Origin of the sequence: Enterobacter asburiae (assembly GCF_007035645.1) — a bacterium.
Taxonomy (GTDB): domain Bacteria; phylum Pseudomonadota; class Gammaproteobacteria; order Enterobacterales; family Enterobacteriaceae; genus Enterobacter; species Enterobacter asburiae_B.
Genome location: NZ_AP019632.1, coordinates 1,440,151 through 1,461,420, shown reverse-complemented (window position 1 = coordinate 1,461,420; position 21,270 = coordinate 1,440,151). Strand labels below are relative to the sequence as shown.

18 protein-coding genes are annotated in these 21,270 nt (G+C 56.8%); 5 read left to right on the top strand and 13 right to left on the bottom strand.

The window, feature by feature from the left end; genetic code table 11:
- Positions 1–41: 41 nt before the first annotated feature.
- The 5 genes from mglB to FOY96_RS06925 form a co-directional block, all read right to left on the bottom strand.
- Positions 42–1,040: a galactose/glucose ABC transporter substrate-binding protein MglB gene (gene mglB / locus FOY96_RS06945; RefSeq protein ID WP_023312468.1), complete on the bottom strand. Its 999-nt coding sequence runs from the start codon at positions 1,038–1,040 to the stop codon at positions 42–44.
- A gap of 295 nt (positions 1,041–1,335) precedes the next feature.
- Complete coding sequence (galS, locus tag FOY96_RS06940) at positions 1,336–2,358, bottom strand: HTH-type transcriptional regulator GalS (protein WP_029740403.1); 1,023 nt, start codon at positions 2,356–2,358, stop codon at positions 1,336–1,338.
- Between the two features lie 155 nt (positions 2,359–2,513).
- Positions 2,514–3,671 carry a DUF418 domain-containing protein YeiB gene (gene yeiB / locus FOY96_RS06935; RefSeq protein WP_143346733.1) on the bottom strand — a complete coding sequence of 386 codons (1,158 nt, stop codon included), beginning with the start codon at positions 3,669–3,671 and terminating at the stop codon, positions 2,514–2,516.
- Positions 3,672–3,690: 19 nt separating this feature from the next.
- Positions 3,691–4,359, bottom strand: a complete 669-nt coding sequence (folE, locus tag FOY96_RS06930) for a GTP cyclohydrolase I FolE (protein WP_023312471.1) — start codon at positions 4,357–4,359, stop codon at positions 3,691–3,693.
- A gap of 102 nt (positions 4,360–4,461) precedes the next feature.
- Entirely contained in the window at positions 4,462–5,610 is a 1,149-nt protein-coding gene (locus tag FOY96_RS06925) for a YbfB/YjiJ family MFS transporter (protein ID WP_039263162.1), read from the bottom strand.
- A 138-nt stretch (positions 5,611–5,748) separates the two neighbouring features.
- On the opposite strand from FOY96_RS06925, the gene fghA reads away from it, so the two are divergent.
- Complete coding sequence (gene fghA / locus FOY96_RS06920) at positions 5,749–6,576, top strand: S-formylglutathione hydrolase (RefSeq protein ID WP_143346732.1); 828 nt, start codon at positions 5,749–5,751, stop codon at positions 6,574–6,576.
- Positions 6,577–6,687: 111 nt separating this feature from the next.
- Here fghA and cirA read toward each other — a convergent pair whose 3' ends face one another.
- From cirA to yieE, 3 genes are all read right to left on the bottom strand, one after another.
- On the bottom strand, positions 6,688–8,658 hold the full coding sequence (gene cirA / locus FOY96_RS06915; RefSeq protein WP_058841517.1) for a catecholate siderophore receptor CirA: 1,971 nt from the start codon (positions 8,656–8,658) through the stop codon (positions 6,688–6,690).
- A gap of 224 nt (positions 8,659–8,882) precedes the next feature.
- A complete protein-coding gene (locus FOY96_RS06910) occupies positions 8,883–10,352 on the bottom strand; it encodes an amino acid permease (RefSeq protein WP_023336352.1) in 1,470 nt (489 codons plus the stop codon).
- Between the two features lie 180 nt (positions 10,353–10,532).
- Positions 10,533–11,399: a DNA-binding transcriptional regulator YeiE gene (gene yieE / locus FOY96_RS06905; RefSeq protein WP_023312476.1), complete on the bottom strand. Its 867-nt coding sequence runs from the start codon at positions 11,397–11,399 to the stop codon at positions 10,533–10,535.
- Positions 11,400–11,496: 97 nt separating this feature from the next.
- Here yieE and FOY96_RS06900 point away from each other — a divergent pair, with 97 nt between their 5' ends.
- Complete coding sequence (locus FOY96_RS06900; RefSeq protein ID WP_143346731.1) at positions 11,497–12,543, top strand: YeiH family protein; 1,047 nt, start codon at positions 11,497–11,499, stop codon at positions 12,541–12,543.
- Between the two features lie 64 nt (positions 12,544–12,607).
- Entirely contained in the window at positions 12,608–13,465 is an 858-nt protein-coding gene (gene nfo / locus FOY96_RS06895) for a deoxyribonuclease IV (protein WP_045354228.1), read from the top strand.
- Between the two features lie 47 nt (positions 13,466–13,512).
- On the opposite strand, the gene fruA is transcribed toward nfo, so the two are convergent.
- The 3 genes from fruA to fruB are packed head-to-tail and all read right to left on the bottom strand — an operon-like array spanning position 13,513 to position 17,283.
- Positions 13,513–15,198, bottom strand: a complete 1,686-nt coding sequence (fruA, locus tag FOY96_RS06890; RefSeq protein ID WP_087823036.1) for a PTS fructose transporter subunit IIBC — start codon at positions 15,196–15,198, stop codon at positions 13,513–13,515.
- Between the two features lie 16 nt (positions 15,199–15,214).
- Positions 15,215–16,153 (bottom strand): 1-phosphofructokinase, encoded by a 939-nt coding sequence (fruK, locus tag FOY96_RS06885; RefSeq protein ID WP_014170919.1) that lies wholly within the window; start codon positions 16,151–16,153, stop codon positions 15,215–15,217.
- The gene (gene fruB, locus FOY96_RS06880; protein ID WP_112778298.1) at positions 16,153–17,283 is read right to left on the bottom strand and encodes a fused PTS fructose transporter subunit IIA/HPr protein; all 1,131 of its coding nucleotides are present in this window, start codon (positions 17,281–17,283) and stop codon (positions 16,153–16,155) included. Before fruB ends, fruK begins: the two co-directional genes overlap by 1 nt.
- Positions 17,284–17,644: 361 nt before the next feature.
- On the opposite strand from fruB, the gene setB reads away from it, so the two are divergent.
- On the top strand, positions 17,645–18,826 hold the full coding sequence (setB, locus tag FOY96_RS06875; RefSeq protein WP_143346730.1) for a sugar efflux transporter SetB: 1,182 nt from the start codon (positions 17,645–17,647) through the stop codon (positions 18,824–18,826).
- Here setB and FOY96_RS06870 read toward each other — a convergent pair.
- Positions 18,823–19,077 (bottom strand): YkgJ family cysteine cluster protein, encoded by a 255-nt coding sequence (locus FOY96_RS06870; protein ID WP_023312483.1) that lies wholly within the window; start codon positions 19,075–19,077, stop codon positions 18,823–18,825. The two genes, setB and FOY96_RS06870, sit on opposite strands and share 4 nt — an antisense overlap.
- Before the next feature lie 164 nt (positions 19,078–19,241).
- Here FOY96_RS06870 and yeiP point away from each other — a divergent pair, with 164 nt between their 5' ends.
- Entirely contained in the window at positions 19,242–19,814 is a 573-nt protein-coding gene (gene yeiP, locus FOY96_RS06865; RefSeq protein ID WP_008500940.1) for an elongation factor P-like protein YeiP, read from the top strand.
- Between the two features lie 117 nt (positions 19,815–19,931).
- Here the strand turns inward: yeiP and uxuA are convergent, their stop codons facing one another.
- On the bottom strand, positions 19,932–21,122 hold the full coding sequence (gene uxuA / locus FOY96_RS06860; RefSeq protein ID WP_143346729.1) for a mannonate dehydratase: 1,191 nt from the start codon (positions 21,120–21,122) through the stop codon (positions 19,932–19,934).
- Positions 21,123–21,270: the final 148 nt, after the last annotated feature.

Below are 21,270 nucleotides of genomic sequence, written 5' to 3'. Positions count from 1 at the left end.
GGGCGCAACGAATTGCGCCCAGTGGAGACAGTACCGCTAACTTATTTACCGATAAACTCAGCCAGGTTGGACTGGTCTACGCCCACGTAAGGTACGCGAACGATTTTGTTTTCAATTTTCCAGCTGGTGCCATCTGCCGCGCCTTTGCCATCGGCCAGGTTTTTCGCCAGATCGAAGGTCGCTTTCGCCTGGTTGTTGGCATCGTTCAGAACGGTACCGGCCATCGCACCGGATTTAACCAGCGCCAGCGCTTCTGGCAGTGCATCTACGCCGAACACAGGAATGGAGGATTTGTTGTGTGCTTTCAGCGCTTCTACCGCACCCATTGCCATCGCATCGTTGTTCGCGATAACCACTTCGATTTTGTTTGCGTTAGGGCCGGACAGCCACGCGTCCATTTTATCTTTCGCCTGAGCGGTATCCCACATCGCGGTATCTAACGCCAGCTGCTGGGTTTTCAGACCCTTGTCGTTCAGCTCTTTGATAACGTAGGTGGTACGGGCTTCAGCATCCGGGTGGCCGGGTTCGCCTTTCAGCAGCACGAACTGAATCTGACCGTCTTTGTTCAGGTCCCAGTTCGGGTTCGCCGCCCAGTGTTTCGCGATCAGATCGCCCTGAATAATACCGGACTCTTTGGAGTCGGTACCGACGTAATACGCTTTGTCGTAGCTATCCAGCGCTTTACGGGAAGGTTCTTTGTTGAAGAAGACGATTGGCACGTTCTGGCCGCGCGCTTTTTCAATAACCGTGCCTGCTGCAGCCGGGTCAACCAGGTTGATGGCCAGGGCTTTCACGCCTTTCGCCAGCAGAACGTCGATCTGGTCGTTCTGTTTGGACTGGTCGTTCTGGGAGTCGTTCATCAGCAGCTGAACGTCTGGCGCTGCTTTCGCATCTTTCTCAATCGCTTTACGTACAACAGACATGAAGTTGTCGTCGTATTTATAGATGGTCACACCAATACGGGTATCCGCAGCGTGCGCTGCTGCACCAAAAAGCATGCTTGCCATTACGGCAGACAGGGTCAACACCTTCTTATTCATGGTATCTCCGGTTTTTTTTATGCAGGGTAGTTCTTGTGAATAACGATCGGCGGGCAGGTGTTAATAAAACGTTACTGACAGCCGAAGTTCACTTATAAAATTTCTATCTTCCGTGTTCGGTAACGCTCCAGAAATGCGTTTTATTCGTTGTTTGCGGCACATTGGCTATAGTGAAAGTGAATAATCACCGTTACATAGCGTTTCAGCCCCTAAAACGCTGACATCATAGTCAGCGTCTTGTTAAGATACTGTGAATTTACTCACAGATTGAAAACGGTTACATCACCTCAAGTAATCAGTTAGTGATCGGAACCACAATTTGCCGGGCCGCGACGGAGTGCCGACGCACTAAAGTCGGCATGAAACAGTGCGTTGCGCCCGGATCCAGCAGCCCTGCCGCCCCCTGTAACGCCAGCTCAGTCGCCAGTTTCGCCATAGAGGCAATGGGGTAACGCACCGTTGTCAGCTGCGGGTCGGTGTAACGGGCAATCGGGATATCATCAAAACCAATGAGTGATAAATGCTGTGGCACCGCAATGCCGTTATCTTTCAGCGCCGTCAGGGCGCCTGCCGCCATGCTGTCGTTATAGGCAAACACCGCAGTAAGCTGCAGGTTGCGGCCCAGCAGCTCCACCATCGCCGCCTCGCCGCCCTGCATGTCCGGCGTACCGGTGCCCGTCCAGCTTTCTGACGGCGTAATGCCGTGCTCTTTCAGGGCGTTTTGCCACCCCTCGCGCCGCAGGTCGTCATCTTCAATATGATGGCTGGAGGCCAGATAACCGATCCGCTGATGCCCGTTGTTGATGAGCATTTTCGTCGCCATCATGGCGCCGCTGACGTTATCCAGCCCGACGCAGCGATGGGCATAGCCGGGGACGATGCGGTTGATCAACACCATGCCCGGGATCTGATCCATAAAGCCGGTTAGCTCTTCATCGCTCAAGGCTTTTGAATGGACAATCAAGGCGTTACAGCGCTGGCGGATCAGCACTTCGATGGCATGGCGCTCCTTTTCCGCCTCATGATAGCTATTGCCGATCAGGACATATTTTTGATGCTGCTGGGCGACCACGTCGACCGCTTTGACCAGCGCGCCGAAAAAGGCATCCGATACATCCATCACCACCACGCCGATGGTGTCGCTGACCTGCGTCGCAAGCGCCTGGGCATTGGCATTTGGCCGGTACCCGAGCTGGGTCACGGCTTTCATTACGGTTTCACGGGTTTCAGGGCTGACCAGCGCGCTATTGTTCAGCACGCGTGAGACGGTAGCCACAGAAACGCCCGCCTGACGGGCGACGTCACGAATGGTGATCATATTCACCATCCTTCAAAGGATTGCAGCAACTCACAGACACCCCCTGTGTTTAGCAAGGTGGCTATTTTGGCAGCGAGAGAAAGGGGACTACGTGAAGAAGCTCACACTCATGAAAACGCTTACATCCGTTTTGTTAATGATTGTGATCCAGATCGTTATCTGGATGTGTTCCTCAATGATACCCCTGAAGCATGTGCGGTTAACTGACGCCACACCCACTCCAGCGGTCCCTGGCGGAAATAGCGTAGCCAGAGAACAGAAAACGCCAGGTTAATCACCCAGACCGGAATAACAAACGCCAGCAGCGTGAGGCGGTCGAATTTCATAAACAGGCCAAAGCGATAGAAAAGCGTGGTGCATATCAGCGTTTGTAGCAGGTAATTGCTCAACGCCATGCGGCCCACGCAGGCGATAGCGCTGACGATCCACAGGCGGGAAAGCGTTGGCCAGTAGCCATAGATCAGCGCCGCGTAGCCGATGGTCTGGAACGGCGCGCTCAGTTCGCGCGGCACCTGGAGCAGGAACGCGCACCAGCGGTAATCCCAGTGGATATGCCACTGCGTGATTATCGCCGGGAGGTTAATCAGCACGCCGATCAGCACCAGCCCGACACCCGTTCGCCGATAGTGACGCAGGCTGAACTCCCCTTTCAGCCAGCCGGTGCGCATCAGTGACGCGCCCATCAGCATCATGCCCGCCAGCTGCCAGCCGTATTGCGCGCCCAGCGCAAGGAGGTTATCCCCCAGCATATCCGCGCGGTTGCTTATCGCTTCCGTACCGCCCTTCAGCTTCCAGTACTGTTCGTACTGCAGGTTAGCGGCATCCGGGATCCAGGAACGGTTCGTCGCCTCGCCGGAGATCATCCCCAGCAGCAGCAATACAGCAAGCCCCATGACATAGAGCATCACGCCGGTGTTAAACAGGCTTTTTACGCTGTGCGCATCGCGAATCAGACGCCAGCAGATGAGCCCGACTAACCCATACGCGAGAAGAATATCGCCGTCCCAGAAGAACAGGCCGTGGATAAAGCCGAGGAGAACCAGCAGCGTCAGGCGCGACTGGATCCAGCGCGTACCGCGTTTGAGAAGGAGTTGCAGACCTGCACCAAACAGCAGGGCAAACAGCGTGAGGAATTTAACCTGTGCGAAGAGATCGAGAACAGCCCAGGTCCATGCATCACTGCGCGTGATGTCGCCATACCAGGCAGGATTGAGATAAGCCGCCTTCGGCAGGCCGAAGGCGCTGATATTAAGCAGCAGGATACCGAGAATGGCGACGCCGCGAACAAAATCGAGCGTGACGTTTCGCTCCATGGTTCCTGCCCTGTAAGACTTAGTTGTGGTGACGTACGGCGCGCAGGAACTCCTGGCGGGTATTCTGGCTCGATTTAAACAGGCCGCCCAGCGACGTGGTGGTCGTTGCACTGGTCGCATCACGCACGCCGCGCGCCTTCACGCAGTAGTGAACCGCGTCGATAGAGACGGCCACGTTATTGGTGCCCAGCAGCGTTTGCAGCGCGGTCAGGATCTGCTGCGTCAGACGCTCCTGCACCTGCGGACGCTGAGCAAAGAACTGCACGATGCGGTTGATTTTCGACAGGCCAATCACCGTATCTTTTGGGATATACGCCACGGTCGCTTTACCGTCGATGGTCACGAAGTGGTGTTCGCAGGTGCTGGTCAGCGTGATATCGCGTACAGTCACCATTTCATCCACTTTCATCTTGTTTTCAATGACGGTGATTTTCGGGAAGTTGGCGTAATCCAGCCCGGAAAAAATTTCGTCGACGTACATTTTCGCGATGCGGTGCGGCGTCTCCATCAGACTGTCGTCACTCAGATCGAGATTCAGCAGCTCCATGATCTCGGTCATATGACCGGCAATCAGACGCTTGCGGGTTTCATTGTCCAAATCCTGTACGGGCGGACGCAGTGGCGTTTCAAGACCGCGCGCAACCAGGGCTTCGTGGACCAGGGCAGCTTCTTTACTGAGTGATGACATTTTGTTCTCCTGCAGGTGTGGCGTCTTTTGCCCTCGTTGTGGCAAAAGTATGCGCTCATTGTGCGTGAGGCGGCGCACATAATCCAGTATTCACGACGATAATTATTGCAATTGCTGTTGCCTTTCAGCGTGACGATTCCAGACCAGCGCTCCGCCGACGAACAGCGCAACGCCCGCCAGCCCCAGCGCGGGCTCCAGCCGGTGGGTAAGCCAGGTTGATAACGCCGAGGTCATCGGGCCAATCAATTGACCAATCGCATACCCGGTGGTGAGCAGGCCTGCCATATAGCGCGTATGGTTTGGCGCCAGCTCGCGGCCGTATAAAAGAGAGAGCTGCACGGCACACAAAAAACCGCCGCCCACCAGCAGCCCGCCCGTCAGCAAACCGCCAATCCCCGGCAGAAGCCAGGCCGCCAGCACGCCAGCCCCCTGTAACCACAGCACGATAGCCAGCCTGCGGTTCGCCGTTGAGGTGTGGCGTAAAAGAATACTGAGCGCAATGCCCACCACGGCGGCGATACCAAAAATCGGCCAGACAAACTGGGCGAACAGGCTGCCGGGAAAACGCACCGCAGCCATTTGCGACAGGAATGTCGCCGGGAGGATATAGCCAAACCCGGCCAGGCTGTAGCTCCAGACCAGGCGCTTTAAATCCGCCGTCAGCACCAGCGGCTCCGGCGCGGTGCCGGGGCGATGGAGCTGCCCGGATCGCGGCAGGTAGCGCGCCACCAGCGCAATCAGCACCAGCGCCAGCACGCCGTAGATTTGCCATGCCGCCCCGGCCGAAAGGGATTTCGCCTGGATATAGACGGCGAGCAGCCCGCTCAGGGCAATGCCCGCCCCTGGCCCGGCAAACACGGCGGCGCTCAGGCCCGGTTTACCCAGCTGCCCCAGCCGTTCGTTGGTCCAGGCGGCAATGAGTACCATCGACCAGCCGCTCATGCAGCCAATCACGAAGCGCAGCAGGCCGTGCACGACGGCGTTATCCGCCGCCGCGGAGAGCAGCGTCAGCGCAACCGCGCCGGTGATGCCAAGCCAGAGGCGCGTTTCCACAAAGCGGTGCGCGCGCATGGCATCCCATGCGCCCACCAGATAGCCCAGATAATTCATCGCCGCCACCAGACCCGCGCTGGTCAGCGTAAGCTGTCCGGCAGCAATCATGAGCGGTACCTGAGGCGTAAAGGCAAAGCGCCCTATCCCCATCGCCACCACCAGAACGACAAACCCACTGAGCGCAATACGCAGCGCCATGACCGCTCCAATTGTTAAAGAAAAGTAAATTTATGATGCAGCATCTCGCCGTCTGGCGAAAGTGAAAGTTACTCACAGGTCAATGAAAAGACTGTATTATGGTTTTTATGAATACGCATTCTCATTAAGGAGCCCTGCATGGAACTGCTCGAAGAGCACCGTTGTTTTGAAGGTCGACAGCAGCGCTGGCGGCATGACTCCACCGTCCTGAACTGTGCGATGACGTTCAGCATTTTCCTGCCGCCGACGGAAAATCCGCCGGTTCTGTTCTGGCTTTCGGGCCTGACCTGCAACGACGAAAACTTCACCACCAAAGCGGGCGCGCAGCGACTTGCCGCCGAGCTGGGTATTGCGCTGGTGATGCCTGATACCAGCCCGCGTGGTGATGATGTAGCCGACGATGCAGGATACGACCTGGGTAATGGCGCCGGGTTTTATCTCAATGCGACCGAGCAGCCGTGGGCAGGCCACTACCGCATGTATGACTACATTCGCGACGAGCTGCCCGCGCTGATTCAGTCCGGGTTTGCGGTAAGCGACCGCTGCGCCATCAGCGGACACTCTATGGGCGGTCACGGGGCGCTGATCATGGCGTTAAAAAATCCGGGAAAATACGTCAGCGTGTCGGCATTTGCGCCAATTGTGAACCCAACGCAGGTGCCGTGGGGGCAGAAAGCCTTCACGAACTATCTGGGTGAAGATGAAGCAAAATGGCAGGAATGGGACAGCTGTGCGCTGATGCTGGCCAGCAGCTCGGCAAATGCGATCCCGGTGCTTGTCGATCAGGGCGATGCGGATCAGTTCCTCGCCGGGCAGCTACAGCCTGCGGTGCTCGCAGAAGCGGCACGCCAGAAGGACTGGCCGCTGACGCTGCGCATTCAGCCGGGGTATGACCACAGCTATTACTTCATCGCGTCCTTTATTGAGGATCATCTCCGCTTCCATGCGGAGCATTTGTTTGGGTAAGTGCGAGTGTGTGCGCTCTGATGCCCTCACCCTGGCCCTCTCCCACAGGGAGAGGGAACAAATACTAAAAACGGCAACTTACGTTGCCGTTTTGCTTTTACCCTGGCCGCATCAGAACTTGTAATCCACACCGACAAAGTAGCGACGGCCGTCTTCCGTATAGCTGTAATCGTCACGGCTCAGATCTTTATCCAGCAGGTTCTGCACGCCCGCGCGCAGCTTCACGCTTTTCGTCGCCTGCCACGCGGCGCCGGTATTCCAGATGACATAGCCACCCGGCGTTGGTGCACTGCTGGTCAGCGCGCGTTTCTCACCGGTGTAGTTGCCCTGAACGTAGAACGACCAGTCCTGCGTCGCCTTCCAGTCAACGGTACCGTTGGCGGTGTGGAACGGCAGATCGGACAGCGGCTTGTTGCCGCCGTTGCTGATGTCACGGCCGTCGTTGTAGGTGTAGTTCAGGGTCAGTTTCCAGTCGTCCGCCAGCGGGAGTTTCAGCTCGGTCTCCACCCCGCGGATACGCGCCTTGTTAACGTTGTAGTAGCGGAAAATTGGTTCACCGTCCGCATTCAGGCCAACGTAGTTAGGGTAGCCCTGCGCCTGTTTCGCATTGGCCGTACGGCTGATGCTGATGCGATCATCCACGTTATTCTGGAAGGTGGTAACGCTGGCCTGCACGCCCTCTAACCAGCCCTCTTCCCCGCTGTAGTACAGACCGAATTCAAAGCTTTCGCTGGTTTCCGGTTTTAGATCCGGGTTACCGACAATCTCACAGGCACCGCGACACGAGCCGGTGACCCAGTCCGGGCTCAGCTGGAGCAGTGACGGCGCTTTAAACGCGGTAGCCCAGCCCCCTTTCACCGTTACGGTATCGGTCGCGTTGTAAACCAGATAGGCTCGCGGGCTCCAGTGGTCGCCGTAGGTATCATGGTCATCCATACGGATGCCGGTGGTCAGCGCCAGAGGTTCAAAGATACGCCACTCATCTTCAAGGAACAGGGCATACTGGCTTGTCGAGGTACTGCTGCTGGAACCGCCCGTCAGGTTGACCGGATCCTTCAGCTTATCGTGACGCCATTCCCCGCCGAAGGTCAGCAGCTGGTTGATTTCGCCCAGAGGCAGCACGTATTTCCCGTCCACCGCGTTGCTCTCGGAGGTGATCGGATTGCTGTTGCCCGGGTTTTTGTTATCCACCTTTTCGCCGTAAACCTTCAGCTCGCTGTTGCCGACGCCCCAACGGCCGTTGTGGCTGAGAGAGTAGTTCTGACGCTCAAGGCGGTTTTTATCGAGGGAATCCGAGTCGCGATCCTGACGGTCGAAGCCGTAGCCCGCCGTAAAGTCGTGGTTTTCAGACGGTGTCCAGGCGAACTCCACATTCGCATCGCGGCTGGTGAAGCCCTCAATGCGCGGCGTTTCACCACTCGCCGTGGTAGAGGACTTCTGCTGACCGTCTTTCTCACGCTTCGCGAGGCTACCGTAGGCTTTCAGCCCCAGCAGGCCGTCCACCAGCGGACCGCTGGTATAGAACTGACCGTTGTAGGTGTCTCCACGGTCGCGGTGCTCCTGAATCGTGGAATCGGCGCTCAGGGTGCCCGTCCATTTCTGGCCGATTTTTTTGGTGATAATGTTCACCACGCCGCCCAGCGCATCGGAACCGTAAAGAGAAGACATCGGTCCGCGCACCACTTCGATTCGTTCGATGGCGTCAACCGGCACCCAGTTGAGGTCGAAATCATTATGGCGGAATACCGCGTTACGCGAGTTGACGCGCTTGCCGTCGATCAGGATCAGCGTATAGCTGCTGTCCAGTCCACGAATACTTACCCCTTTACGGTTGTCCCCTTCGCTCGTGAGCTGAACGCCCGGCACCTCCCGTAACACATCTTTCAGATTCTGAACGGGTTTGCGCTGCAAATCTTCCTGGGTAATCACGCTGATGCTTGCCGGGGCGTCTTTCAGGTTTTGCTCGGTCGCGGAGGCCGTTACAACCATTGTGTCGCCGGATTCCGCTGCGATAACAGGCAGGGCCAGGGACATTGCGGACGCACAAAGTCCTCCCCTGACGAAGGGATTCAACCTAAACATTCCATATCTCCATGAGGTAAATACAACTAAATCAAATCATCATTGCTCACAGCGTCTTCCTTGCCGCCCACATCTGAGGTGGGTCGGTGACACGCTTATTTTTGATAACGATAAAGCAAACGATAATTATTATCAATTAAATTGTTAAGAAATATATCTTTGTATCAGAATGCGGGAATAAAAAAACCCGCTCGATTGAGCGGGTTAAAAGAGAGGAAGTGCGGTTATTGTTTAAATCGTTCCGGGAATTCCATTTCACTGTAGCGAACGAATTTTGTTCCTTTCGTCAGCTTGTAGCCAAACCAGATGACGAGGAACAGCGGAATACCAATGTAGGTCGCCGTCACGGCGCCCCAGTCAATGGTGTCCGCCAGGAACGCTTCATAGTTCTGTCCCAGCGTAATGATCAGGCACAGAATGAAGGCGAAAATAGGACCCAGCGGGAAGAAACCGGAGCGATACGGCAGCGAGTTAATATCGTGGCCCTGCTTGACGAAACCACGGCGGAAACGGTAGTGGCTAATAGCAATCCCCAGCCAGGCAATAAAGCCCGTCATCCCGGACGTGTTAAGCAGCCACAGGTACACCGTCTGGTTGCCAAACATGGAGGTCAGGAAGCACAGACCGGCAATCACCGTTGTGGCGTACAGCGCGTTACGCGGCACACCGCCACGGGACAGTTTCGCAAAGATACGCGGCGCCTTACCGTCGCATGCCAGCGTGTAGAGCATACGGGTGGACGCGTACATCCCGGAGTTACCGGCTGAAAGCACTGCGGTCAGGATAACGGCGTTCATCACCGCCGCGGCCGAAAGCAGACCGGCGTGCTGGAAGACCAGCGTGAACGGGCTGACGCTAATGTCTTTTACGTCATTACGCAGCAGGCTTGGATCGGTGTACGGGATGATCAGGCTGATAATCAGGATCGCGAACACATAGAACAGCAGGATACGCCAGAATACCTGACGGACCGCACGCGGAATATTTTTCTCCGGATTCTCTGACTCACCGGCGGCGATACCAATCAGCTCGGTCCCCTGGAAGGAGAAGCCGACAATCATCGCCACGCCAATCATCGCCGAAAGGCCACCGGCAAACGGCGCATCGCCTATCGCCCAGTTACTCCAGCCCGCAGGTTCTGCGCCTTTGAAAATACCAACGATCATCGCCACACCGACGACGATAAAGATGATGACGGTTGCCACTTTGATCAAAGAGAACCAGTATTCCGCTTCGCCGAAACCGCGCACGGAGATGTAGTTCAGCAGGAAGATGACGGCCAGGAACAGGGCGCTCCAGATCCAGCCCGGCGTATCCGGGAACCACCAGTTCATCACCAGCTGTGCGGCGACAAGGTCAACGGCGATAGTGACCGCCCAGTTGTACCAGTAGTTCCAGCCCAGCGCGAAGCCGAAGCCTTCTTCAACGTATTTTTGACCGTAGGTCGAGAACGAACCGGATACCGGCATGTACGCGGCCAGTTCGCCGAGACTGGTCATCAGGAAGTACACCATCAGGCCAATCAGGATATAAGAGAAGAGCGCCCCACCCGGGCCGGCTGCCGAAATCGTTGCGCCAGAGGCAACGAAAAGACCTGTTCCGATTGAGCCGCCAATGGCGATCATCGTCAGGTGACGCGCCTTGAGTTCACGACGTAGCGTGGGCGCTTCTGTGGTTTTAATTTCTGAAACCATATGAAAATGCTGTCCATTTAATAAATGAGGCGCGATTGTAGCAGACGATCCGCGTTCCTTCCGGCAGAAATACTCAGTTATAAGAGAGCTTCATGACTCGGCCAGGATTATAAGTAAAGCATAAAAACGTGGGGTGACAGGCGCGCGTAGCCCCGGTAAGCGAAGCGCCACCGGGAAACGTTAAATGGCGCAGTAGCGCAGAAAACGCTGCAGAGAGCTGGAAAGGTGTTTCTGACGGTGATGGATGCACCATAGCGTGCGCACCAGTTTCGGCAACGGAACCGGGATTTCAACCAGCGACCCCGTCTCAAGCTGTTCGGCAATGACGCGCCGGGAAAGACAGCTGATCCCCAGGCCATGACGCACCGCGTGCTTGATAGCCTCAGAGTTCCCAAGCTCCATCCCTAACTGGAAATGCGGCAGATGGGAAAGCAGCAGATAATCGACAATTTCACGCGTGCCGGAGCCCTGCTCGCGCAGGATCCACTGCGCCTGCGCCAGGCGCTCCAGCGTCACCTCGCCCTGCAATAACGACGAAGCCGGGGACGCAAACACCACCAGCTCATCCTCCAGCCAGGGCTCGGCAATGATATCGACGTTATGGCAGGGTCCTTCGATGAGGCCGATATCCACGCGGAAATCAATCACCGCGTTGATAACGTCCTGGCTGTTACCCACGCTCATCTCCAGCGGCAGGGTCGGGAAATCCCGGCGGTAGCGGGCAATCACTTCCGGCAGAATGTAGTTCCCAATGGTGCTGCTGGCGTAGACGCGGATCGCGCCGTTGTCTTCGCGGAACAGCTGCTCGATTTCGATAGCCTGCTCCAGCAGCGCCAGCGCGCGTGGATAAAGAAGACGACCGTGCTCGTTGACCACTAGTCTCTTCCCTACCCTGTCGAACAGCTGCACGCCCAGCTGCCCTTCAAGATCGGTCAACGCCGCGCTGACCGCAGACTGCGAGAGCGCCAGCATTTGTGACGCCTGGGTCGTCGAGCCGCTTTTCAGCACCTCGGCAAACACTTCCAGCTGACGCAATGTAATGTGCATGGTTGCTTACCACTTATATAGATTGATTATAAGTATATAATCAATTTTATTTTTAAGCCAGAGCACCGTAACCTTTAGCCAGACAAAGGAGAAGGTTATGTCAGAAATCACCTTACAACATCATCGTACAGTGTGGCACTTCGTGCCGGGTCTCGCGCTTAGCGCAGCAGTGACCGCCGTAGCGCTATGGGGCGGCAGCATCCCGGCTATCGCGGGCGCAGGTTTTAGCGCGTTGACGCTGGCCATTTTGCTGGGCATGGTCGTGGGAAATACCGTTTACCCGCACATCTGGAAATCCTGCGACGGCGGCGTGATCTTTGCCAAACAGCACCTGCTGCGTCTCGGGATCATCCTTTACGGCTTCCGTCTCACCTTTTCGCAGATTGCGGACGTGGGCGTGAGCGGAATCGCTATCGACGTCCTGACCCTGACCAGCACCTTTTTGCTGGCCTGCTTTATTGGCCAGAAAATATTTGGCCTGGATAAGCAAACCAGCTGGCTGATCGGTGCCGGGAGCAGTATCTGTGGGGCCGCGGCGGTGCTGGCAACAGAGCCCGTCGTTAAAGCCGAAGCCAGCAAGGTGACCGTGGCGGTGGCGACGGTGGTGATCTTCGGTACGCTGGCAATCTTCCTCTACCCGGCCATGTATCTGCTGGTGGCCCACTGGTTCAGCCCGGAAACCTACGGCATCTATATCGGTTCGACCATGCACGAAGTGGCCCAGGTGGTGGCGGCAGGACATGCCATTAACCCGGAAGCCGAAAACGCGGCGGTGATTGCCAAAATGCTGCGCGTAATGATGCTGGCGCCGTTCCTGATTTTCCTCGCGGCGCGGGTTAAGCAGCTAGCACCGGCAGGCGGCAGCGAGAAAAGCAAAATCACCATTCCGTGGTTTGCGATCCTGTTCATCGTGGTCGCTATCTTTAACTCCTTCCACCTGCTGCCGAAAGCGGTGGTGGATATGCTGGTGACGCTGGATACCGTGCTGCTGGCGATGGCCATGGCGGCGCTGGGGGTCACCACACACGTCAGCGCGCTGAAAAAAGCCGGTGCCAAACCGCTGCTGATGGCGCTGGTGCTCTTCATCTGGCTGATTGTCGGGGGCGGTGCGATTAACCTCGCGGTCCATAGCCTGATGGCATAAACCATTTCGTCCTTCTCCTGCTAACCCGCTATCATAAGCGTTTCGGGTTAGCAGGAGTTTTTTTATGAAATATGTTGGAGCGCACGTCAGCGCTGCAGGTGGCCTTGCGAATGCCGCCATTCGCGCCGCCGAAATCGAGGCGACCGCTTTCGCCCTGTTCACCAAAAACCAGCGCCAGTGGCGCGCCGCGCCGCTCACCGCTGACGTGATTGATGATTTCAAAGCCGCCTGTGAGAAGTACCACTACGGGCCAGGCCAGATCCTTCCCCACGACAGCTACCTGATCAACCTCGGTCACCCGGTTGAAGAGGCGCTGGAAAAATCTCGCGAGGCGTTTCTTGATGAAGTACAGCGCTGCGAACAGCTAGGGCTGACGCTGCTGAACTTCCATCCGGGCAGCCATCTGATGCAAATCGATGAAGATGCCTGCCTGGCGCGCATTGCCGAATCCATTAACATCACGCTGGACAAGACCAAAGGCGTCACCGCGGTAATAGAGAATACCGCCGGTCAGGGCAGCAATCTCGGCTTTAGGTTTGAACATCTGGCGGCGATCATCGACGGCGTGGAGGATAAATCCCGCGTTGGCGTGTGCATTGATACCTGCCACGCGTTTGCCGCCGGCTATGACCTGCGTACAACCGAGGCAACGAAAAACACGTTCGATGAGTTCGAGCGCATTGTTGGCTTTAAGTACCTGCGCGGAATGCACTTAAACGATGCGAAAAGCGCCTTTGGCAGCCGCGTTGACCGCCACCACAGCCTGGGTGAAGGCAACATTGGCCACGATGCGTTCCGCTTCATTATGCAGGACGCCCGCTTCGACGGTATTCCGATGGTGCTGGAAACCATTAATCCGGACATCTGGGCAGAAGAGATTGCCTGGCTGAAGGCACAGCAAACCGCTGAACAGGCGGCATAAAAAAAGCCGGGTGCATAATGCAACCCGGCTTTTTTGTGGTTTATCGCTTACGCTGCTTTCGCCACGACTTCCGCTTCAGGACGTTTCAGCACCGCGTATGACAGACCCGCCACCAGCGTACCGGCAACGATGGCCAGCAGGTAGCCCAGCACCGGCGTGATGGCGCCAGGGATAAGCAGCACGAACAGACCGCCGTGTGGTGCCATCAGCTTCGCGCCAATCGCCATGGAGATCGCCCCGGTCACAGCCCCACCCGCGATACAGCACGGCAGTACACGCATTGGGTCACGTGCTGCGAACGGAATCGCCCCTTCGGTGATGAAGCACAAGCCCAGAACCAGCGCCGCTTTACCGCCTTCCTGCTGTGCTTTATCGAACTTACGACGGGCAATAATCGTCGCCAGGCCGAGCGCCAGAGGAGGCACCATACCTGCCGCCATGATCGCTGCCATCGGTGCGTAGGTCTGGGTACTCAGCAGGCCAACACCAAAGGCGTACGCCGCTTTGTTCACCGGACCACCCATGTCGGTACACATCATGCCGCCGAGAATTGCGCCCAGCAGAACCGCGTTCGCGGTACCCATGGTTTGCAGCCAGTGGGTCAGACCCGCCAGGATGCCCGCAACCGGCTTACCAATCAGGTAAATCATCGCCAGACCGACCACCAGGCTGGAAATCAGCGGGATGATCAGAATCGGTTTCAGCGCTTCCATACTCTGCGGCAGCTTGAGCTTCGAGCTGATGAGCTTCGCGACGTAACCGGCCAGGAAGCCCGCAATAATACCGCCGATAAAGCCAGAACCGGTGCTCACGGCCAGCATACCGCCGATAAGGCCCGGCGTCAGGCCAGGACGGTCAGCAATGGAGAAGGCAATAAAGCCTGCCAGAACGGGGACCATCAGTGCGAACGCGGATCCGCCGCCAATCTGCATTAACGCAGCGGCCAGCGTGCCTTGCTCTTTAAACGCGGTAATACCAAATGCGAACGAGAGGGCGATACACAGACCACCCGCAACCACCATCGGCAGCATGTAAGACACACCGGTCAACAGATGGCGATAAGCGCCTGCAGACTCTTTCTTACCTTCCGTCGCGGTTTGACGCGCGCCGGTTGCCTGATACGGCTTCGCTTCCACCAGCGCTTTATCAAACTCCTGCGCGGTCTTTTTCAGCGCCAGGCCGGTAGACGTGCGGTACATTGGCTTACCGGCAAATTTCGCCAGGTCCACTTCGATATCCGCCGCCACAATCACCAGATCGGCCTCAGCCACTTCTTCAGGGGTGATAGCGTTGCCGGCACCGACGGAGCCGCGCGTTTCAACTTTAACCCACCAGCCGCGTTTTTTCGCTTCGGTTTCAATGGCCTCAGCCGCCATAAAGGTGTGAGCCACGCCCGTCGGGCAGGCCGTCACCGCAACAACGCGTTTCGGACCCGTGGCCGCAGCCGGTGCCGTCGCGACAGGCGCGCTGTAGACAGACGCGTGCCCTTTCGCTTCGCTCAGGAACAGTTCCGGATGTGCCACCGCGCGATTAATATCGCCCAGCCACACTTTTTTGCCGTTCAGCGCACTGTCAGCCGGGATGTTGTCGCCCAGGACAATGACCAGTTCGGCATCGCCCGGGTTATCAATGATCTCAAGATGTGCTTTGTTCGCCGCCGCTCCCAGCAAGGTCTTCGCCATATAGGCGCGAGCCTGTCCGAGACCGGAGTCAATGATCAGCAGCGTTTTCATTATTCCTCTCCTGCTGTTAGTTAAAAGGTTTTAAGTCAACGCGCGCCATCATCGCGGCTAACTGGGTACGATCGGTAATACCGACATTGCTCTGGCTTACGGCCAGGGCAGCAACGGCAGTGGCAAGACGTAAAGTATGTTCACTGGATTCACGCATCAGCAGACCATAAATCAGGCCGCCAACCATGGAATCCCCTGCGCCAACGGTGCTGACAACGTCAACCGACGGCGGTTTGGCGATCCATTCGCCAGAAGCGTTAACCCACAACGCTCCTTCTGCACCAAGCGAGATAACCACGTGAGCGATACCCTGCTCGCGCAGCGCATGGGCAGCGTCAATCACATCTTTTAATTCCGGCAGCTTACGACCCGCCCAGATCTCCAGCTCGCGGCGATTCGGCTTCACCAGCCACGGTGAGGCTTTCAGACCGGCAACCAGCGCGTCGCGGCTGCTGTCAAAAATAATGCACGGGCACTGGCTGCGCAGGCGCGTCATCCAGTCGGTAAACGCTTCCGGGCTCACGCCGGACGGCAGGCTGCCGCTGACGCAGACCATGTCAAACTGACCAAGCCAGGTCAGAGAGTCGTTAACAAAACGCTCCCAGTCAGACGGCGTCACTTCGAAGCCAGAGAAGTTAAGATCGGTCACTTCACCGTCTTTCTCCGTCAGCTTGACGTTGATGCGGGTACGGCCCTGAACAACCTGAAAACGGTTGGCAATGCCCAGCTCGCTGAACAGCTGCTGGAAACCATCCTGGTTATCTTTACCGAGGAATCCACCCACGGTGACGTCGATACCGAGATCCTTGAGCACTTTCGCGACGTTAATCCCTTTGCCCGCAGCATGCAGGCCGGTGGTACGCACGAGGTTGACTTCGCCGCGCTCAATTTCCGGGCAAAATCCTACCAGGTCATAAGCCGGGTTCAGCGTAATAGTCGCAACACGTCTGCTCATTATGCGCCCTCCCCCAGACCTGCCGCGATGGCGTCGCCAATCGCTTTCAGCGCCTGTTCAGCATCAGCACCCTGCGCGGTGAAACGCAGACGGTGGCCTTTCTTCACGCCCAGCGCGACAACTTTCATCAGACTACGGCCGTTGGCCGGTTTGCCCGTGCCATCAAGATTCGCCACGGTGATCTCACTCTCGAATTGTTTAATGGTATTCACCAGCATGGTGCCCGGACGGGCATGCAGGCCGTGCTCGTTGCGTACCACGAACTCCGCGGTCTGCACGTCTTCGGTCGGCGCATCATCACTGGTCAGCAGTGCCAGCACGGTAGAGGCATCAGCGTTCAGCAGTTTTTCAGCTTGGTTGTTCAGCAGCAGATCGCCAAGACGCTTGAGCACGGAAACCGGCTGCTCATCGTTCATCGCCACGGTCACCAGCATGGCCGCACGCTCGCCTTCCACGTCAAACGCATTAGCCGCGCGGCTCACGGCGATAGCGCTGCGCAGGTTGCCTTCAGCACTGTCGTTCAGCCAGATACCCTGACCAAGATTCAACGGCTTATCGTTAATCACGCGCGTCACAAACGTGGCATCCGCCGCGCCGGCTTCTTTCAGACGACCCGCGTTAAGCGCCTGCAGCGTTACCAGATCGGAGGCAACCACGTCCAGCGTCAGCGTTTCGTTATCCAGCTTCAGCGCTTCGCTCTGTTTTTCGCCCATCAGCAGGGCGCGCAGCTCTTCAGCTGTGGTCGCGGACTTCAGCTGTTCAGCCACATCGTCATCGCTCAGGACATGCGTCAGCTGACGCAGCAGACCTAAGTGTTCGTCGCTGCTGGCCGCGATACCGATAGCCACATACGCCACCTGACCGTCGCCCCAGAGCACGCCCTGCGGGAACTGATAAACCTGAACGCCGGTTTTCAGCACCTGATCGCGGGTGTCGGTTGTGCCGTGCGGAATGGCAATGCCATTGCCGAGGAAGGTTGAGGTCTGCTGCTCGCGGGCCAGCATGCCGTTTACATAGCCGTCCGCGACGTTACCCGCCTGCACAAGCGCAGCGGCAACCTGGCGAATAGCCTCTTCTTTATCCCCGGCCTGAGCGCCCGGGTGGATATCCTGAACAGATAACTGGAACATGGTTCTCCACTCCTGCTGAACTTGAATCGTTTCAGCTTTAATGAGAAAAAATGCGCTAGCCTGCTCCGTTTGTTAAAACAAGATAGCGCTGAAACGTTTCAAAAAGTCTTGCGCTTTCTGCAATGTCTTGCAAGTAAACTCGTATTTGCGATATCAGAATTTAGAGATACAGCACATTTCTTCTTCGTTCAGCTGAATTTTGCTGAAGTTCAGCAAGAAAGTTTCAGCTAAGGTCAGCCGGGTGGGACGGAAGTTGAAATGCCATTTTGATTTTTCGTGGCATCATTGACCGCACCCACTGTTTATTTTTTAGCTGACGGCGTAAACTCCGCCCCTCTCTGCTACTCGCTAATTATAAAACATGCATAACACCCCTGCGGCCGTCTCGCCGAAGCCCTTTGATTTGACCTCAGCGGCATTCCTGGTTGTTGCCTTCTTCACGGGCATTGCCGGTGCGTTACAGACGCCAACATTGAGCCTATTTCTGACAAATGAGGTTCACGTCCGCCCGGCAATGGTCGGCTTCTTTTTTACCGGGAGCGCCATCATCGGCATCATGGTCAGCCAGTTTCTGGCGGGACGATCCGACAGAAAAGGCGATCGTAAAAGCCTGATCGTTTTCTGCTGTCTGCTGGGGGTCATGGCCTGCGTTCTGTTTGCCTGGAACCGCAACTATTTCATTCTGCTCTTCGTCGGGGTATTCCTGAGCAGCTTTGGCTCAACGGCGAACCCTCAGCTGTTCGCCCTTGCCCGCGAACACGCGGACCATACCGGACGTGAAGCGGTGATGTTCAGCTCTGTCCTGCGTGCTCAGGTGTCGCTGGCATGGGTGATTGGCCCGCCGCTAGCCTACGCGCTGGCGATGGGTTTTGGCTTTACGGTGATGTACCTGAGCGCGGCCGTCGCGTTTGTGGTGTGCGGCGCGCTGGTGTGGTTCTTCCTGCCGTCCATGCGCAAAGAGCCAAAAGTAGCAACGGGCGTGCTGGAAGCGCCGCGACGCAACCGCCGCGATGCCCTGCTCCTGTTTGTTATCTGCACGCTGATGTGGGGCACCAACAGCCTGTATATCATCAATATGCCGCTGTTTATTATTGATGAACTGCACCTGTCGGAGAAGCTGGCGGGCATCATGATGGGCACCGCAGCCGGGCTTGAGATCCCGACGATGCTCATTGCGGGCTATTACGCAAAGCGCTTCGGAAAGCGTTTTTTAATGCGCATCGCCGCCATCGCCGGTCTGCTGTTTTATATCGGTATGCTGACGGTACATACGCCGGGGCTGTTGCTGGCTTTACAGCTGCTGAACGCCATTTATATAGGCATTCTCGCCGGGATAGGGATGCTCTATTTCCAGGATCTGATGCCGGGCCAGGCAGGCTCTGCCACCACCCTTTATACTAATACCACCCGCGTGGGCTGGATTATCGCGGGCTCAATGGCCGGTGTCGTTGCCGAAATCTGGAACTATCACACGGTGTTCTGGATTGCGCTGGTGATGTGCACGCTGACGATCGGCTGTCTGGCGAGGATTAAAGACGTTTAGGGCGCGGTGAGCGCTTCCAGCTCAAGAAGGTACGTCATCGCCTGCCCTCGCGTGCTGCCACACATTTCGGCAGTGGGCTGAAGCCCGGAGCAGACTTTCGGGCGCAGCGGTGAGCCAAAGATCATGCACAGGTTCGTTTCCGAGAGCTGAACGCAGCGAGTATTGGCAGGCTTGCCCTCCGGCATTCCTGGAATGGGGCTTGAAATGGACGGTGCAGTACAGCACGCGCCACAATCGGGACGGCAATCCATAAATGCTCTCTTTCGCTGACGATCGCCCGCGCAGTCGGGCATCGCGCGCACAGTAACACCTTTTGCGTATTGATAGCAAAAGCCACGAATTCCTCTTGCCTGAAAGGCCGCGCGCGAGTAATTTGGCGCGATATTTTTTACCTCCCGTAAACAGGATTACTGCAATGCCAAGAGCGAACGAAATTAAGAAAGGTATGGTGCTGAATTACAACGGCAAACTGCTGATTGTGAAAGATATCGACATTCAGGCACCCAGCGCCCGTGGTGCAGCAACGCTGTATAAAATGCGTTTCGCCGATGTGCGTACCGGCCTGAAGGTGGAAGAGCGCTTTAAAGGTGACGATATCGTCGATACCGTGACCCTGACCCGTCGCTACGTTGATTTCTCCTACATCGACGGCAACGAATACGTGTTCATGGACAAAGAAGATTACACCCCGTACATCTTTACCAAAGACCAGATTGAGGAAGAGCTGCTGTTCATCCCTGAAGGCGGCATGCCTGACATGCAGGTTCTGACCTGGGACGGCGTGCTGCTGGCGCTGGAGCTGCCTCAGACCGTCGATCTGGAAATCGTGGAAACCGCACCCGGCATCAAAGGCGCATCCGCAAGTGCGCGCAACAAACCGGCTACCCTGACCACCGGCCTGGTTGTGCAGGTGCCGGAATACCTCTCCGCTGGCGAGAAGATCCGCATCCATATCGAAGAAAAACGCTATATGGGTCGCGCCGACTGATTGCGGTGTTTGTCGGGTGGCGGCTTAGCCTTGCCCGACCGACAAAAACACAAAAACCGGCTCTCAGGCCGGTTTTTGTGTAGGCCCGGTAAGCGTAGCGCCACCGGGCAACAGCGCTTACAGAAGCTCCGGATACTTCGTCATCTTCAGCGCCAGCTCAACGCCGCGCACTTCCGCCATCCCTTTAAGCCGGCCAATCGCCGAATAGCCCGGGTTGGTTTTCTTACGCAGATCGTCCAGCATCTGGTGGCCGTGATCCGGACGGAACGGGATAGGACGCACATCGCCCGCCTGCTTGCGACGCGCCTCTTCCGCCAGAATGGCGTCTACCACCGCTACCATGTTCACATCGCCGCCCAGGTGCGCCGCCTCGTGGAAGGTTTTTGGGTTCTCTTCACGGCAGGTCGCACGCAAGTGCGTAAAATGAATGCGATCGCCAAAGGTTTCAATCATCCGCACCAGGTCGTTATCCGCACGCACGCCGTAGGAGCCGGTACACATGGTGAAGCCGTTATAGATGCTGTTTACCGTCTCTTTCAGCCACTGCATATCTTCAATAGTGGAAACAATGCGCGGCAGGCCGAGTATAGGACGCGGTGGATCGTCCGGGTGCACCGCCAGACGCACACCAGCTTCTTCAGCAACCGGCACGATAGCGCGCAGGAAATACGCCATGTTTTCACGCAGCTGCTGCTTATCAATATTGCCATATTCCGCCAGGCGCGCGCGGAACTGATCCAGGGTATACCCCTCTTCCGCGCCCGGCAGGCCCGCAATGATATTACGGGTCAGCTTTTCGATGTCTGCATCACTGGCGGCGTTAAACCACGCAAGCGCCTGCTGCTGCTCTTCCGCGGTGTAATCCGCTTCGGCGCCAGGGCGTTTCAGAATGTGCAGCTCAAACGCCGCGAAGGCGATCTGGTCGAAACGCAGGGCTTTCGAGCCGTCCGGCATCTGATATTCAAGGTCGGTACGCGTCCAGTCGAGGATAGGCATGAAGTTATAGCAAACCGTATCAATGCCGCAGGCCGCCAGGTTGCGAATGCTCTGCTGATAGTTAGCAATCCAGGTCTGGTAGTCCCCGGAATGGGTTTTGATGTCTTCGTGAACCGGGATGCTCTCTACTACAGACCAGGTTAACCCCTTCTCCGCCAGCAGCGCCTGACGCTGTTGAATTTCTTCAGCCGGCCATACCTGACCGTTAGGAATATGATGCAGCGCCGTGACGACACCCGTTGCGCCTGCCTGGCGCACATCATCAAGAGAAACCGGATCGTTCGGCCCGTACCAACGCCAGGTTTGTTCCATTGCCTCACCCTCTTAAGTTGTTATACCAATATGCGTTACTGCAATGACGACTACCATACATGTTTACCGCTAAGGGTCAACATACCGCCACACATTGATTGATCAAACTCACAGAACGGGGATATTTACGGCTCACCAATTTTATTTG